The following is a 13,524-nucleotide window of genomic DNA, read 5'->3' on the forward strand; positions in this document are numbered from 1 at the left end:
CCGGTGGTAGCTTTCGCCGCCATGAGAGTCGTGTTCCTGGCGCCGTCCTTCCCTCCGGAGATGATCCAGTACACGCGGGGGCTGGCCGAGGTCGGCGCCCAGGTCTACGGGATCGGCGACACGCCCCGCCAGGCGCTGCCGGCCGAGGTGCGCCCGCACCTGCACGACTACCTCCAGGTGCCGCGCATCCTCGACGAGGACGACGTCATGGCGCGCGCCTCGGCCTGGCTGCGCGGCCGGGCGGTGGACCGGGTGCTGGCCAACTGGGAGGTGCTGGTGCAGCTGGCGGCCCGGCTGCGCGAGCGCTGGGGGCTGCCGGGGATGTCCCCCGAGGTGGTGCGCGGCTTCCGCGACAAGGAGCTCATGAAGGAGCGGGTGCGGGCGGCCGGCCTGCGGGTGCCGCGCTCGCGGCGGGTCACCTCGGAGGCCGAGGTGCGCGCGGCGGCCGAGGTCATCGGCTTCCCGCTGATCCTGAAGCCCATCGCCGGCGCCGGCAGCGCCGACACCTACCGGGTGCGGACCCAGGGTGAGCTCGAGGCGGCCATCGCCGCCATGCGCGGCATCCCGGAGGCGAGCTGCGAGGAGTACGTCGAGGGCGAGGAGTTCACCTTCGACACCGTCTGCATCGGCGGCACGCCGGCCTTCGAGAACGTGGCGAGCTACCTGCCGAAGCCGCTCGAGGCGCGCAGCCAGGAGTGGGTCAGCCCGGTGGTCATCACGGTGCGCGACATGTACCAGCCGCGCCTGGCCCCCGGGGTGAAGCTGGGGCGCGCGGTCCTGGGGGCGCTCGGCATGGGCGACGGGTTCACGCACATGGAGTGGTTCCTCACGCCCAAGGGCGAGGCGGTCTTCGGCGAGATCGGGTGCCGGCCCGGCGGGGCGCACCTGGTCGACCAGATGAACTACACCTGCGACGTGGACCTGTTCCGCGAGTGGGCGCGGGTGGCCTGCTTCGGCCGCTTCGAGGGGCCCACCGCCCGCCGGTACAACGCCGCCATCATCTTCAAGCGCGCCCAGGGGCAGGGGCGCATCACCCGCATCGAGGGGCTCAGCGGCTGGCTCCGCCAGGCCGGGCCCTGGGCCCTGGAGGAGCGGCTCCTCCGCCCGGGCACCCACCGGCGCAACTGGAAGCAGACCCTGCTCTCCGACGGCCACCTCATGGTGCGCCACCCGGAGTGGGCCGAGGCGCACCGGCTGGCCATGGCGGCCGCCACCGACGTCCGGATGTTCGCCGAGTGAGCGCGCCGGTGGAGCCGGTCCGCTCCCTGCCCGGCGTCTGCGAGGCGCGGCTCTTCCGCGGCGCGGCGGCGCCGGCGGGCGCGCCGCCGGATCTCCTGGTCGAGGTGCCGCACGGCGCCACGCGGGCGGCGCACTTCGAGGCGCTGGGGCGCGCCCTGTACGGCCCGTTCCCGGACGGCCTGGCCGAGTTCTTCCACGTCAACACCGACGCCGGCGCGCCCGAGTACGCGGCGGCGCTGGCCGAGGCGCTGGTGGCGGCGGACCCGCGGCGGACGGTGCTGGTCCTCTCGAGCGAGATCCCGCGCACCTTCATCGACTGCAACCGGGTCCTGGAGGCCTCGCCGGAGGACTTCCGCGCCGGCCGGGTGACCCCCGGCCTGCCGCCGTACGTGCGAGACCCGCGGGACCGCGAGCTCCTGCGGGCCCGCCACCAGGCCTGGGTGGAGGTGAGCAGCGCCGCCTACCAGTGGACCTGTGGCCAGGGCGGGTTCGGCCTGATGGCCCACACCTACGCGCCGCGCAGCGTGGACGTGGAGGTGGACGACGGTGTGGTGGAGGCGCTGCGCCGCGCCTACCGGCCGGAGGTGGAGCCCACCTGGCCGCTCCGACCCGAGGTGGACCTCATCGCGCGGGAGCCCTCCGGCCGCGTCCTGGCCGAGCCGCTGGTCCGCGCCGTGGCGGCCGCCTTCGCGGCCGACGGCCTCACCGCCGAGGTGAGCGCCACCTACCCGCTGCACCCGAGCACGCTCGGCCACCGGCACGCGGCCCGCTGGGCGCCGCGGGTGCTCTGCGTGGAGGTGCGCCGCGACCTCCTGGTGGAGGCCTGGCTGCCGCTCCGGCCGCTCACCGCCGCGCCGGCCAAGGTGGCGCGGCTGGCGGCCCCGCTGGTCCGGGCCGTGCTCGCGGCCTGGCGGGAGGCCGCCGCCTAGAACGCCCGCTCGGTGAGCGAGCGGGCCGCCTCGGCCAGGGCGCGGCGGTGCGGGCCGTCGGGCAGCAGCTGCAGCGCCGCCATGGCCACGCCGGTGTGCTGGCGCGCCAGGGCGCGCGCGGCGTCCACGCCGCCGGAGCGCCTCACCGCCTCGAGCACCTCGCCGGCCACCGCCACGCCGTCGGCCTGGCCCTCCATGAGCAGGGAGAGGCGGGGCCGCAGCGACGGCTCGGCCTCCAGCGCCCGGATGAGCGGCAGGGTGGCCTTGCCCTCGAGGAGGTCGGTGCCCAGCTGCTTGCCGAGCAGGCCCGGGTCGGCGGCGTAGTCGAGGGCGTCGTCCACCAGCTGGAAGGCGACCCCGATGCCCTCGCCGAAGCGCGAGAGGGCGTCGGGGATGGCGCCGTGCGCGCCGGCCGCCCAGCCGCCGGCGGCGGTGGCCCACCCGAACAGCGAGGCGGTCTTGCCGACCACCACCTGCAGGTAGGTGGCCTCGGTGGCGGCGAAGGTGCCGCGGAAGGTGAGCTGCAGCACCTCGCCCTCGACCAGCCGGCGCATGGTGGCCAGCAGCGGCAGGAGGGCCTGCCTGGCGGCCGGGGCCTGGGCCACGATCTCCAGGGCCCGGGTCAGCAGCCAGTCGCCCGAGAGCACCGACACCGAGTTGCCCCAGAGCACGCGCGAGGCGGGCTGGCCGCGGCGCACCGGGCCGTCGTCGATGACGTCGTCGTGCAGCAGGGTGGCGGAGTGGGTCAGCTCGGCCGCCACCGCGTAGGGGATGGCGGCCTTCATGGCGCCGCCGTTGGCGCCGCAGGCCAGCAGGGTCACCATGGGGCGGATGCGCTTGCCGCCGGCGGAGACCAGGTGGCGGGCGGCCGCCTGCAGCCGCGCCTCGGCGTCCAGGGTGGCGTCGCTGAGCTGCTGCTCCAGCGCCGCCAGGGTCTCGGGCAGGCCCGGCACCTCGGCCAGGGCCGCCTGGGCGCGCTCCGGGCGGACGCCGCGCTCGGCGGTCTGGCTGAGCTGCGAGACGATGGTCTGCTCCGAGGCCATGCCGGTGCCGCCTCCGTGAAGCGCGTTCAAGGAAAGTTGAAGGCGTATAGCCCGGTCGCGCGCGGGTGGTCAACGCGCGGCGGGTGCGCCGCCGAAGGTCGCCTGGGCCCAGGCCACGGTCTGGCGGGCCGCCTCGTCGCGCGGCGTGGTGAGGTCGCCGAAGCGGGCGCGGAAGCGGGCGTCGTCCACCTCGAAGGGCTCCTCCCACTGGTAGGCCATCTCGTTCACCTCGCGCAGGATGGGCATGAAGAGGGCCAGGAGCTTGAGCGCCAGCGGCGGGATGCGGCCCAGCGCGATGGGCCGGCCCAGGGCGGCGGCGAAGCGCTCCACCAGCGCCCGGGTGGACTCGGCCGGGTGGCACGGCAGCATGAAGGTGCCGCCGGCCTCCGGGTCCTGCCCCAGGGCGGCCAGGCCGGCCGCCACGTCCTCGACGAAGTGGTAGGTGTGCGGCGTCTCCGGGTCGACCACGCCGCCGATGGACGTGCCGGCCAGGGCCGGCTTCCAGAACCGGTCTCCGAACTGGGTCATGACGCCGCCCGGGCCGTAGAAGTCGCTGGCCATGCCGGTGACGGCGCGCACCTGGCCGCGCGCCACGGCCTCGCCGAGCGTGCGCTGGAGGCGGGCCCGGATCTCGCCCTTCCTCGAGCAGGGCGCCAGCGCCAGGTCCTCGGTCAGCTTCCGGCCGCGCGGCCTGCCGAGCCCGTAGAGGTTGTCGAGCACCACCAGGCGGGCGCCCTCCCGGCCGGCGGCGGCCACCAGCGCCGCCTGGAAGCGGGGCAGCTGCTCGGCCCAGGCGGCGGTGGCGTAGGCCGGGTTGAGGCAGTGGTAGAGCACCGCGGCGCCGCGGGCGGCCTCGGCCACCGCGGCCGGGTCGGTGGCCTCGGCGCGGACCAGCTGGACACCGGAGAGGTTCGCCGGGACGCGGGTGCGGTGCACCAGGCGGACCGGGTGACCGGCGGCGGCCAGCCGTCGCGCCAGCGGCGCGCCGATCTGGCCGGCGCCGAAGACCACGTGGAGCGAGGGGGTGGGGGGCACGGGTTCCTCCTGGGGTCGTGGCCGGTCTGGCCCGACGAGCAGTCGTCGCCAGGATAGCCCCGCCGGCGCCCGGCGCGCCCGTGGTACCTTGCGCGCCGTGCCGGTGGTGAAGCTCCTGCTCGAGTACGAAGGGACCCGCTACGTGGGCTGGCAGGTCCAGCCCAACGGGGCGTCGATCCAGGGCGAGGTGGAGCGGGCGCTGGCCACCCTGCACGGGGCGCCGCGCCGGGTCACCGCGGCCGGGCGGACCGACGCCGGGGTCCACGCGCTCGGGCAGGTCTGCTCCTTCGTGGAGGCCGCGCCGCTGCCGCTCAAGGCCTACGTGCAGGGCATGAACGCGCTCCTGCCGGACGACGTGGCGGTGCAGTCCGCCTCGCTGGAGCCAGACGGCTTCGACGCCCGGCGCAGCGCCTCCGGCAAGCGCTACCGCTACCGGCTGGAGAACGGGCCGACGCGGCAGCCGCTCTCCTACCGCCTCGCCTGGCAGCTGTTCCGGCCGCTGGACGTGGCCGCCATGCGGGACGCCGCGGCGCGGCTCCCGGGCCGCCACGACTTCGCCTGCTTCCAGGCCTCCGACTGCGCCTGCGCCCACGCGGTGCGCGACCTGCGCCGCTGCGAGCTGGTGGGCGCGGCGGGCGGGCGCATCGACCTGGTGCTGGAGGCGTCGGCCTTCGTGAAGCACATGGTGCGCAACATCACCGGGACGCTGGTGGAGGTGGGCCTGGGCCGGCGCGCCGCCGACTCGATGGAGCGGCTGCTCTTCGCCCGCGACCGGCGGCTGGCCGGCCCGACCGCGCCGCCGCAGGGGCTCTGCCTGGAGGAGGTCTTCTACGGGAGGCGCGACGCGGCGGGCGAGGGCGACGCCGCGGAGGACTGACCGGACCGGGAGTTCCGCCGCGCGGCCCCGCGTCCGCGGCGCGGACGCCCCAGCCTCCGCCGACCCCCCCCCGTCCGGAGGGCGCACGTCACGAACTCGGTCGGGCCGCCTCCCTGCCCCGAAGCACGCCGGGCCTCCCGCCCGTGCCCCCGAGAGGAGTGCCCCTTGCGCCTCACCAGCCCAGCCGGAGCCACCCGCCGCGCGCTCGCGCTCGCCGCCGCCTGCCTCGCGCTCGCCGCCCCAGGCGCCGCCGCGGCCAAGGAGCGGTCCGAGATCGCCGACGCCTACAAGTGGAACCTCGACGAGCTCTACCCGAGCGAGGCGGCCTGGGAGGCGGCGCGCACCGCGCTCGGCGCCCGCGTCCCCTCGCTGGCCCAGCACCAGGGCCACCTCGGCGACTCGCCGGCCGCGCTGCTGGCGGCGCTGCAGCTCAAGAGCAGCCTGGAGCTGGAGCTGACCCGGCTCTGGGTCTACGCCACGGCCCGCTCCGACGAGGACACCCGCGCCAACCGCCCGCGCGAGCTCCGGCAGGGCGCGCAGAAGCTGGCGGTCGACCTCTCGAGCGCCACCTCCTTCATCCAGCCCGAGCTCCTGACCTTCGACGCCGCCAAGGTGGAGCGGTACCTGGCCGAGGAGCCCCGGCTCGCCCCGTACCGCGTCTTCCTCTCCGACGTGGTCCGGGCCCGCCCGCACACCCTCGACGCCGCCGGCGAGCAGCTGCTCGCCGAGGCCGGCAACCTGACCGGCGCGGGCGGCTCGGTCTACGGCATCCTCAAGGACGCCGACCTCCCCTGGCCCACCGTGACCTTCTCCTCGGGCGAGGCGGTGCGGCTCGACCCGGCGGCCTACACCCTCCACCGCGCCTCGCCGGTGCGGGCCGATCGCGAGCTGGCCTTCGAGCGCTTCTTCGGCGCCTTCAAGGGGTACGAGCGGACGTTCGGGGCCACCTACGACGCCTCGCTCAAGGCCTACCTCTTCGGCGCCAAGGCCCGGCGCTTCCCGGACACGCTCTCCTACGCGCTCTTCCAGGCCAACATCCCCACCAGCGTCTACACCCAGCTGGTGAGCGACGTGCGGCGCAGCCTGCCCACCCTCCACCGCGCCCTCAAGCTGCGCGCCCGCATGCTGGGGGTGGAGCAGCTCCGCTACCAGGACCTCTACACCCCGATGGTCGGCAAGGTGGACCTGACCTTCTCGCCCGAGGAGGCCCGCCAGGTCACGCTCGAGGCCTTCGCCCCGCTGGGGCAAGGCTACGTGGCCGCCCTCAAGAAGGGCTACGAGAGCCGCTGGACCGACTTCCTGCCCAGCACCGGCAAGCGGCCCGGCGCCTACTCGACCGGCGTCTACGGCGTGCACCCCTACCAGCTGCTCAACTTCTACGGGAAGTACGACGACCTCTCCACCCTGGCGCACGAGTCGGGCCACTCGATGCACACCTGGCTGGCGTTCCAGAAGCAGCCCTACCCCACGGCCGACTACCCGATCTTCGTCGCCGAGGTGGCCTCCACCCTGAACGAGAACCTGCTCCTCCACCACATGCTGGGGAAGGCGAAGAAGGGGCCGGAGGGTGATCCGACCCGGCTGGCGCTGCTCGGCAACGCGCTCGACAACCTGCGCACCACCCTGTTCCGCCAGACCTCCTTCGCCGAGTTCGAGCTGGAGACCCACCGCAAGGTCGAGCGCGGCGAGCCGGTCACCGGCGAGGCGCTCTCCAAGCTCTACCTGAAGCTGGTGCGCGACTACTACGGCCACGACGCCGGGGTCTGCCAGGTGGACGAGCTGATGGGCCTGGAGTGGGCCTACATCCCGCACTTCTACGGCGACTACTACGTCTACCAGTACGCCACCAGCCTGGTGGCCTCCACCTCGATCGCCAAGGCGATGCGCGACGAGGCCAAGGCCGGCAAGGGCGCGAAGGTGCGCGACGGCTACCTGGCCATGCTGGCGGCCGGTGGCTCGCGCTACCCCATGGACCTGCTCCGGGAGGCCGGGGTGGACATGACCAGCTCGAAGCCGTTCGACGCCGCCATGGCCGAGATGAACGGGATCATGGACGACATGGAGCGCATCCTGGCGCGCCAGGAGAAGGCCCGGAAGTAGCGGCCGGGGCGGCGCCCCATCCGTCCGCTCGACCGGGCGGGGCGCCGGCGCTACCGGTTCGGCATGGACCACGGGATCACCTTCACCATCCACCCGGCCACGCCGGAGCGCTGGGACGACGTCGCGGCGCTCTTCGGCGCGAACGGCGCGTGCGGCGGCTGCTGGTGCCAGTTCTGGAAGCAGACCCAGGCCGAGTACCGGGCCGGGGTGGGGCCGAGGAACCGGGCCGCGCTGCGCCGGCAGGTGCGGGCCGGGGCGGTGCCCGGGCTGCTGGCCTACGCCGGGGAGGAGCCGGTGGGCTGGGTGGCGGTGGCGCCGCGGAGCGCCTACGCGCGCCTGGGCAAGGCCCGCAACCTGGTGGCGGTGGACGACGCGCCGGTCTGGTCGGCGCCCTGCTTCTTCGTGAAGCGCGGCTTCCGCGGGCAGGGGCTGGCCGCCAGGCTGCTGGCGGCGGCGGCCGACTTCGCCCGGGCCGCCGGGGCGCCCTTCCTGGAGGGGTACCCGGTGGACTCGAAGGCCTCGCTCGGCGACGCCTTCGTCTACACCGGCGTCTCCTCCACCTTCGTGCGGGCCGGCTTCGTGGAGGTGGCGCGCAAGGCGCGCACCCGGCCGGTGATGCGCCTGGCGCTCGGGCGAGGTCGGCGCCGACCTGGCCGGACGTGATCCCGCGGTGGCCCTGGGCGGGTCGCTCCCGGAGGGCGCGGCCCCGGCCGGTCAGGGCGAGGTCGGCGAGGCCTCGGCCTCCCAGCCGTCGTAGCTGCCGCCGTGGCGCGTCGCCTGCTCGGCCAGGGCCCAGGCCACCCCGTGGATGTGCTGCAGCGCCAGCGGATCGGCGCGGCGGAGGTCCACGGCGAAGCCCGAAGGCGGCGGCCCGTCGTCGCGGCGCGCCACCACCTCGAAGCCGGACGCCGTGGCCTCCGTCACGAAGGCCTCGCGCGCCTCGCTCGAGGGGAAGGAGGCCTGGTGATCCACCGGCCGCGGCGCCGCGCCCCGGTCGCCCCGGCGGGCCAGCGCCTCGACGGCGCGCCGGTCGAGCAGCCAGCGGTGGGCGCGCGGCGTCGGGAAGAGCTCCAGCCGGTAGGCCTCCCACGCCGGATCGTCCTCGCCTGCCGCGCCGAGGTCGTACTCCGCCAGCGCGTCCCGCACGGCCCCGAGCTCGGCCTCCACGCCCGCCGCCTCGGGCAGGTAGAAGAGGTGCTGCCGGACGCCGGCGGTGGTGACGCGTCCGGCGTAGACCGCGCCGGCGGGCGAGAGCGCCGCCACCAGCAGGTCCTCGACGCGGACCAGGGCCTCGGCCTCGGCTGGCTCCGGCAGGCCGTCCGCGCGCGGTGCGCGCAGGGCGCAGCGGATCCGCACCAGCCTGGGGTGGTCGCCGAGCGGCGCCCGGCCCGCCAGCGAGAGGTCCACGGCGATGGCCACCGGTCCCGCCTGGCTGGCCCGCTGGTGGGAGACCCAGTCGACGGGCTCCGCCCCCGGGGCCGGACCGGACGTCATGGACGACGCAGGCCCGGCCGGGGCCTCGGCCGTGGCGGCGCTCTCGCTGCGGGAGAAGAGGTTCTTGAGCCAGCGCATGTGGTGACCTCGCGGAGGGGAGAGATACCACGGTGCGGCATCACCGCCGCACCGCCCACCGCGCCGCGCCGCGCGCCACGCCGCCGCACAGGAGCCCCCACGCCGCGCCGGCCAGGACGTCCGTCGGCCAGTGGACCCCGCCGTGGACCCGGGCGAACGCGACGGTGGCCGCCAGGGCCGCCGCGGCCAGCCCGAGCCGCCGGTCGGCCAGCCCGGCCACCAGCGCCATGGCGAAGAAGTTGGCGGCGTGCAGGCTTGGCAGCGCGCCCGAGTCGGCCGCCGGGACGAGCCACCGGACCGTGCCCTCGGCGAGCGCGTAGCAGGGGCGGGTCCTGCCAACGAGCGGCTTCCAGACCTGGGAGCCCACGAGGTCCGAGAGCCCGACCGCCGCCGGGAGCGCCGCGGCGAGGGGCCAGCGGGCCAGCCCCACCCGCCACAGGATGGCGGCGGCGAGGACCACGCCAGTGGCCGCCCCGAACCAGGGGTCGGACACGGTCACCGTCACCCAGTCCACCACCGGCCCGAAGTCGCGGTTCAGGGCGAGGAAGAGCCGCTCCTCGAGCGGGTGGAAGGCGGCGAGCACGCGGGCATGGCACCGCGGAAGGGTGCGGCCGTCAACCCGGCCGGGCGTGATCCCGGCGGCGCCGCGCCGCCGCGTCCAGGGCCGGGGAGCGCAGGCCAGGCGGTGGAGGGGCGGTCACGAGGGGCCCAGGGCAGGGGTCGCGCCGGGTGGAAGTGGCGGTGCGGACTGGGGATCCTGCCAGGGCGAGGGACCGCCGCGCGGACGGAGGTCCGCGCGGCGGAACTCCCGGTCTGGAGGCGGGTGTCCCATCTCGCCGGGGCCGGGTGTCACTCAGGCAGCCCCACCCGAAAGGTCCCTGCCATGACTACCCTGAAGCACGCCCTCTCCGTCGCCCTCGCCGCCACCCTGGCCGCCTGCGGCGGCTCCTCCTCCGACGCCACCACCCCGCCCCCGGTCGTCCCGAACGTGGTCCTCAAGGGGACCATCACGGCCCGCTCCGCCGGCCAGATCGTGGTGAACGGCCTCACCCTCTCCACGCCGGCCACGGTCAAGATCGAGAAGGTCGAGAAGGCCGAGTCGGAGCTCCGCACCGGCATGGTGGTCAAGGTGAAGGCCCGCACCTCCGGCCGCACCGGCGAGGCCGCCGAGGTGGAGTTCGAGGACGCGGTCAAGGGCAAGGTGGAGGCCAAGTCCTCCAACGGCACCCTCTCGGTGGGCGGCCAGACGGTCCGCGTGGACGACTCCACGGAGTTCGAGGACAACGTGAACCGGCTCGGCTCGGTGGGCGTGGACGACCGCGTCCGGGTCTCCGGCGTCCCCGACGACAAGGGCGGCCTGCGCGCCACCCGCATCGACAAGGAGGCCGGCTCCTCCAACGACTTCGAGGTGAAGGGGGTCGTCTCCGACCTCTCCGCCACCGGCTTCACCCTCAAGACCTCGCTGGACGCCGCCCTGGCCGACACCTACACGGTCACCCTGGCCGGCGGCGCCACCATCCCGGCTGGCCTGGCCAGCGGCGGCTTCGTCGAGGTCCGCTCGCTCAAGCCGGTGCAGGCCGGCAACGTCATCGAGGCGGCCTCCATCTCCCTGGAGGACCGGCTCGGCAGCGCCCAGAGCGAGGTCGAGGTGGAGGGCATCGTCACCTCCGGCTCCTCGTCCCAGTTCGTGGCCGCCGGCACCACCGTGACCACCACCGACGCCACCCTCTGGACCGGCGGCGTGGCGGCCGACCTCATCCCCGGCGTCAAGGTCGAGGCCGAGGGCGTGCTCGCCGCGGACGGCTCGCTGGCCGCTCGCAAGGTCTCCTTCCGCTACTCCTCCAAGCTCCAGGGCGTGGCCACCGCGCTGGTGGTGGCCGCCGACGGCACCGGCTCGCTCTCGGTCAACGGCGTGACCGTGAAGGTGGACGCCCTGACCGACCAGCGCGACGCGCTGGCCAGCCTGGCGGCCGGCGACCTGGTCGAGCTGCGCGGGTTCCTGGGCCGCGACGGCGCCTCGCTGGTGGCCACCCGCCTCGAGGCGCGCAACGACGACCGGCCCATCCTCCAGGGCGTGGTCACCGCCAAGGACGAGGCCGCCGGCACCATCACCATCCTCGGCAAGACCATCTCCACCTCGGCCGTCGAGTCCGGCGGCTTCCACGACTACGACCCCTCCTCCGGCGTGGACGGCGCCAGCATCTCGAAGGCGGAGTTCTTCGCCGCCATCACGCCCGGCGAGACCGTGGTGAAGGGCCGGGGCCGTGACACCGCCGCCTTCGCCGACCCGGTCCTGACGGCCAAGGAGGTCGAGCTGGAGGGCGAGAAGTAGCTCGCGAGGTCACTCCTCGTCCTCTCCGGGGGCGGCGGCCGGGCGGGCCGCCGCCCCCGGAACTTTTTCCCGACCGGGCGCTCCGCGGCGCCCACCTCGGGCCGCGCCGCGGACCCCGCCCCCCCCCTCCCACCCCCGCCGCCGCGCCTCCCGGCGGCGCCGCGGCGGGTGGCCCGCTCGTCCTTGACCGACCGCGGAGCCCGTGGTGTATGGACCCGGTTCGCCCACCCACCAAGGGGTCGTCCATGTCCCGCAGCCACCTCCTCGCCGCCACCGCGGCCCTCGTCCTCGCCGCCGGCGTCCGCGCCGAGGGGCCGCTGGCGGCCGACGCGCCCGTCGACCCCCGGGTCGAGACCCTCGTCAAGCAGGCGGTGGAGAAGGCGCGGCAGGAGCTGCGCGACGAGCTCCGCGCCGAGGTGCAGGCGGTGCAGTCGGCCTCCGAGTTCCTGGGCGCCGCCGCCGAGGGGCCGCGGCTCCAGTTCTTCGAGCTCGACGGCTACCTGCGGGCCCGCGGCGACCTGCTCGACAACCTGGCGCTGCGCCGGGGCCTCGACGCCAACCTCCAGTACCTGGTGCCCGGCTTCCCCGGCGACACCGAGCCCCCCGGCACCCAGACCTCCGCCAACCTGCGGCTCCGCCTCGAGCCCACCCTCAACGTCTCGGAGCACGTCCGGGCCCGCGCCCAGATCGACCTGCTCGACAACTACCTGCCGGGCACCTCGGGTGGCGCGGTCCACGGCGGCGCCGCACCCAGCGACCGGCCGGCCGTCAACGTGAAGCGCGCCTGGGGCGAGGTGGAGACCCCGGTGGGCCTGCTCTCCTTCGGCCGCATGCCCTCCTCCTTCGGCCTCGGGCTGGTGGCGTCGGCCGCCGACGGGCTGGACGACGACCTGGGCGACTCCAGGGACCGCCTGCAGTTCGCCACGCTGCCGCTCTCCACGCCCTTCGGCCAGCTCAACCTGGTCCCCTTCCTCGACTTCGACCGCACCGGCACGCCCGGCGTGGACGCCAGGGTGGAGGCCGGCGCCGGCCAGCCCGTCAACCTGGACTCCTCCACCAACGGCCGCACCTGGGGCATCAAGTTCCTCCGCCTCGACACCGACGACGAGCTCCGCCGCACGCTGGAGCGCGGCGAGCGCAGCACCAACTACGGCCTGATGTACACCTACTCGACGCTGCCCCGGGCCTGGGACGGCGCCGCCTTCTACGACCGCGGCGAGTACCGTCACCAGGCCTCGCTCTGGCTCCGCCTGCGGACCAGCCGGCTGCACCTGGAGGCCGAGGGCAGCGGCCTCTACGGCAACCTGAGCGATCCTGGGCCCTACGCCGCCACCCTCGCCTCGCCCGGCACGCGCATCGACCTGCGGCAGTTCGGCGGCGTGCTGCGCGCCACCTACCAGGTGAAGCCCAACAAGGTCACCCTGGGCGGCGAGCTCGGCTTCGCCTCCGGCGACAAGGCCCCGGGCTTCGGCAACCGGCCCGGCCAGCTCGGTCCGGCGGGCACCGGCGGCGACCAGACCCTGCCGGTCGCGGGCGCGCTGGAGGGGCCGCAGTACGGCCTGGCCGGCGACACCACCATCGGCAACTTCCGCTTCAACCCGGCCTACCGGGTGGACCTGATCCTGTGGCGGGAGATCCTGGGGGCCGTCACCGACGCCTGGTACCTGAAGCCCACGCTGCGCTGGGACATCCTCTCCGGCCTGGCCCTGGACGCCCAGCTGGTCTACTCGCAGGCCATCTACCCGGAGTCGACCCCGAGCGCCTCCGCCACCTCGCGGGGCAGCGCCGCCCTGGGCGTCGAGGCCGACGGCAAGCTCACCTACGCCACCGACGACGGCTTCACCGCCTGGCTCCAGTACGGCGTGCTCTTCCCGCTCGACGGCTTCGGCGGGGCGGGCAGCCTGACCCGCGCCCACGCCATCCGCACCGGCCTGGCCCTCAGCTTCTAGGCGGCGCCCACCACCACGGTGCGCACCTGGAAGGCCGGGTTGGCCTGCAGGTCGCGCTTCACGGCGCACTGGTCGGCCACCCGCACCAGGGCCTCGCGGTACTTCTCCGGGAAGTCCGGCGGCACCTCGATGGTGAGCTCCACGCTGGAGAGGCCGCCGCTCTCGGCGTCGAACCGGTTCACCTGGCGGATGCGCAGCCGCTCGGTGGGCAGCTGGCGCTTCTGGCAGAAGCCCACCACGTACACGCCGGCGCAGGTCCCGATGGAGGCCAGGAAGAGGTCGTAGGGCGAGGGCGCGGTGTCGTCCCCGTCGCTGCCCACCGGCTGGTCGGTCCGGATGACGTGCGCCCCGACGCGGGTGTCGACGCGCCGGTTGCCGGGGAAGGTCACGACGAGCTCGGACGGCATCGGGTCGCTCCTGGTGCGGGGTGGTGGTCGGGCCCCCCCAT

At 75.3% G+C, this 13,524-nt stretch carries 12 protein-coding genes; 7 read left to right on the top strand and 5 right to left on the bottom strand.

Annotated features, from left to right (window positions below; translation table 11 throughout):
• The first annotated feature begins 21 nt into the window (after positions 1–21).
• Both IPO09_02535 and IPO09_02540 read left to right on the top strand, forming a co-directional pair.
• Complete coding sequence (locus IPO09_02535; GenBank protein ID MBK9516228.1) at positions 22–1,239, top strand: ATP-grasp domain-containing protein; 1,218 nt, start codon at positions 22–24, stop codon at positions 1,237–1,239.
• Positions 1,236–2,168: a hypothetical protein gene (locus IPO09_02540; GenBank protein ID MBK9516229.1), complete on the top strand. Its 933-nt coding sequence runs from the start codon at positions 1,236–1,238 to the stop codon at positions 2,166–2,168. Before IPO09_02535 ends, IPO09_02540 begins: the two co-directional genes overlap by 4 nt.
• On the opposite strand, the gene IPO09_02545 is transcribed toward IPO09_02540, so the two are convergent.
• Positions 2,165–3,211: a polyprenyl synthetase family protein gene (locus tag IPO09_02545; protein ID MBK9516230.1), complete on the bottom strand. Its 1,047-nt coding sequence runs from the start codon at positions 3,209–3,211 to the stop codon at positions 2,165–2,167. The genes IPO09_02540 and IPO09_02545 overlap by 4 nt on opposite strands.
• Before the next feature lie 69 nt (positions 3,212–3,280).
• Positions 3,281–4,246 (bottom strand): NAD(P)H-binding protein, encoded by a 966-nt coding sequence (locus IPO09_02550; GenBank protein ID MBK9516231.1) that lies wholly within the window; start codon positions 4,244–4,246, stop codon positions 3,281–3,283.
• A 97-nt stretch (positions 4,247–4,343) separates the two neighbouring features.
• Here IPO09_02550 and truA point away from each other — a divergent pair, with 97 nt between their 5' ends.
• The 3 genes from truA to IPO09_02565 all read left to right on the top strand — a co-directional run bounded on the left by truA (position 4,344) and on the right by IPO09_02565 (position 7,886).
• A complete protein-coding gene (truA, locus tag IPO09_02555; GenBank protein ID MBK9516232.1) occupies positions 4,344–5,123 on the top strand; it encodes a tRNA pseudouridine(38-40) synthase TruA in 780 nt (259 codons plus the stop codon).
• Positions 5,124–5,288: 165 nt separating this feature from the next.
• Entirely contained in the window at positions 5,289–7,223 is a 1,935-nt protein-coding gene (pepF, locus tag IPO09_02560) for an oligoendopeptidase F (GenBank protein ID MBK9516233.1), read from the top strand.
• A gap of 63 nt (positions 7,224–7,286) precedes the next feature.
• Positions 7,287–7,886: a GNAT family N-acetyltransferase gene (locus IPO09_02565; protein ID MBK9516234.1), complete on the top strand. Its 600-nt coding sequence runs from the start codon at positions 7,287–7,289 to the stop codon at positions 7,884–7,886.
• A 51-nt stretch (positions 7,887–7,937) separates the two neighbouring features.
• Here IPO09_02565 and IPO09_02570 read toward each other — a convergent pair whose 3' ends face one another.
• On the bottom strand, positions 7,938–8,795 hold the full coding sequence (locus tag IPO09_02570) for a DUF695 domain-containing protein (GenBank protein ID MBK9516235.1): 858 nt from the start codon (positions 8,793–8,795) through the stop codon (positions 7,938–7,940).
• A gap of 40 nt (positions 8,796–8,835) precedes the next feature.
• Complete coding sequence (locus IPO09_02575; GenBank protein MBK9516236.1) at positions 8,836–9,378, bottom strand: phosphatase PAP2 family protein; 543 nt, start codon at positions 9,376–9,378, stop codon at positions 8,836–8,838.
• Positions 9,379–9,678: 300 nt separating this feature from the next.
• Here IPO09_02575 and IPO09_02580 point away from each other — a divergent pair, with 300 nt between their 5' ends.
• Entirely contained in the window at positions 9,679–11,127 is a 1,449-nt protein-coding gene (locus tag IPO09_02580; GenBank protein MBK9516237.1) for a hypothetical protein, read from the top strand.
• 245 nt (positions 11,128–11,372) lie between these two features.
• On the top strand, positions 11,373–13,076 hold the full coding sequence (locus tag IPO09_02585; GenBank protein ID MBK9516238.1) for a TIGR04551 family protein: 1,704 nt from the start codon (positions 11,373–11,375) through the stop codon (positions 13,074–13,076).
• Here IPO09_02585 and IPO09_02590 read toward each other — a convergent pair.
• Positions 13,073–13,483: an OsmC family protein gene (locus IPO09_02590; GenBank protein MBK9516239.1), complete on the bottom strand. Its 411-nt coding sequence runs from the start codon at positions 13,481–13,483 to the stop codon at positions 13,073–13,075. The two genes, IPO09_02585 and IPO09_02590, sit on opposite strands and share 4 nt — an antisense overlap.
• Positions 13,484–13,524 lie beyond the last annotated feature (41 nt).

The organism is Anaeromyxobacter sp. (assembly GCA_016718565.1).
In the GTDB taxonomy this organism is placed as follows: Bacteria; Myxococcota; Myxococcia; order Myxococcales; family Anaeromyxobacteraceae; genus JADKCZ01.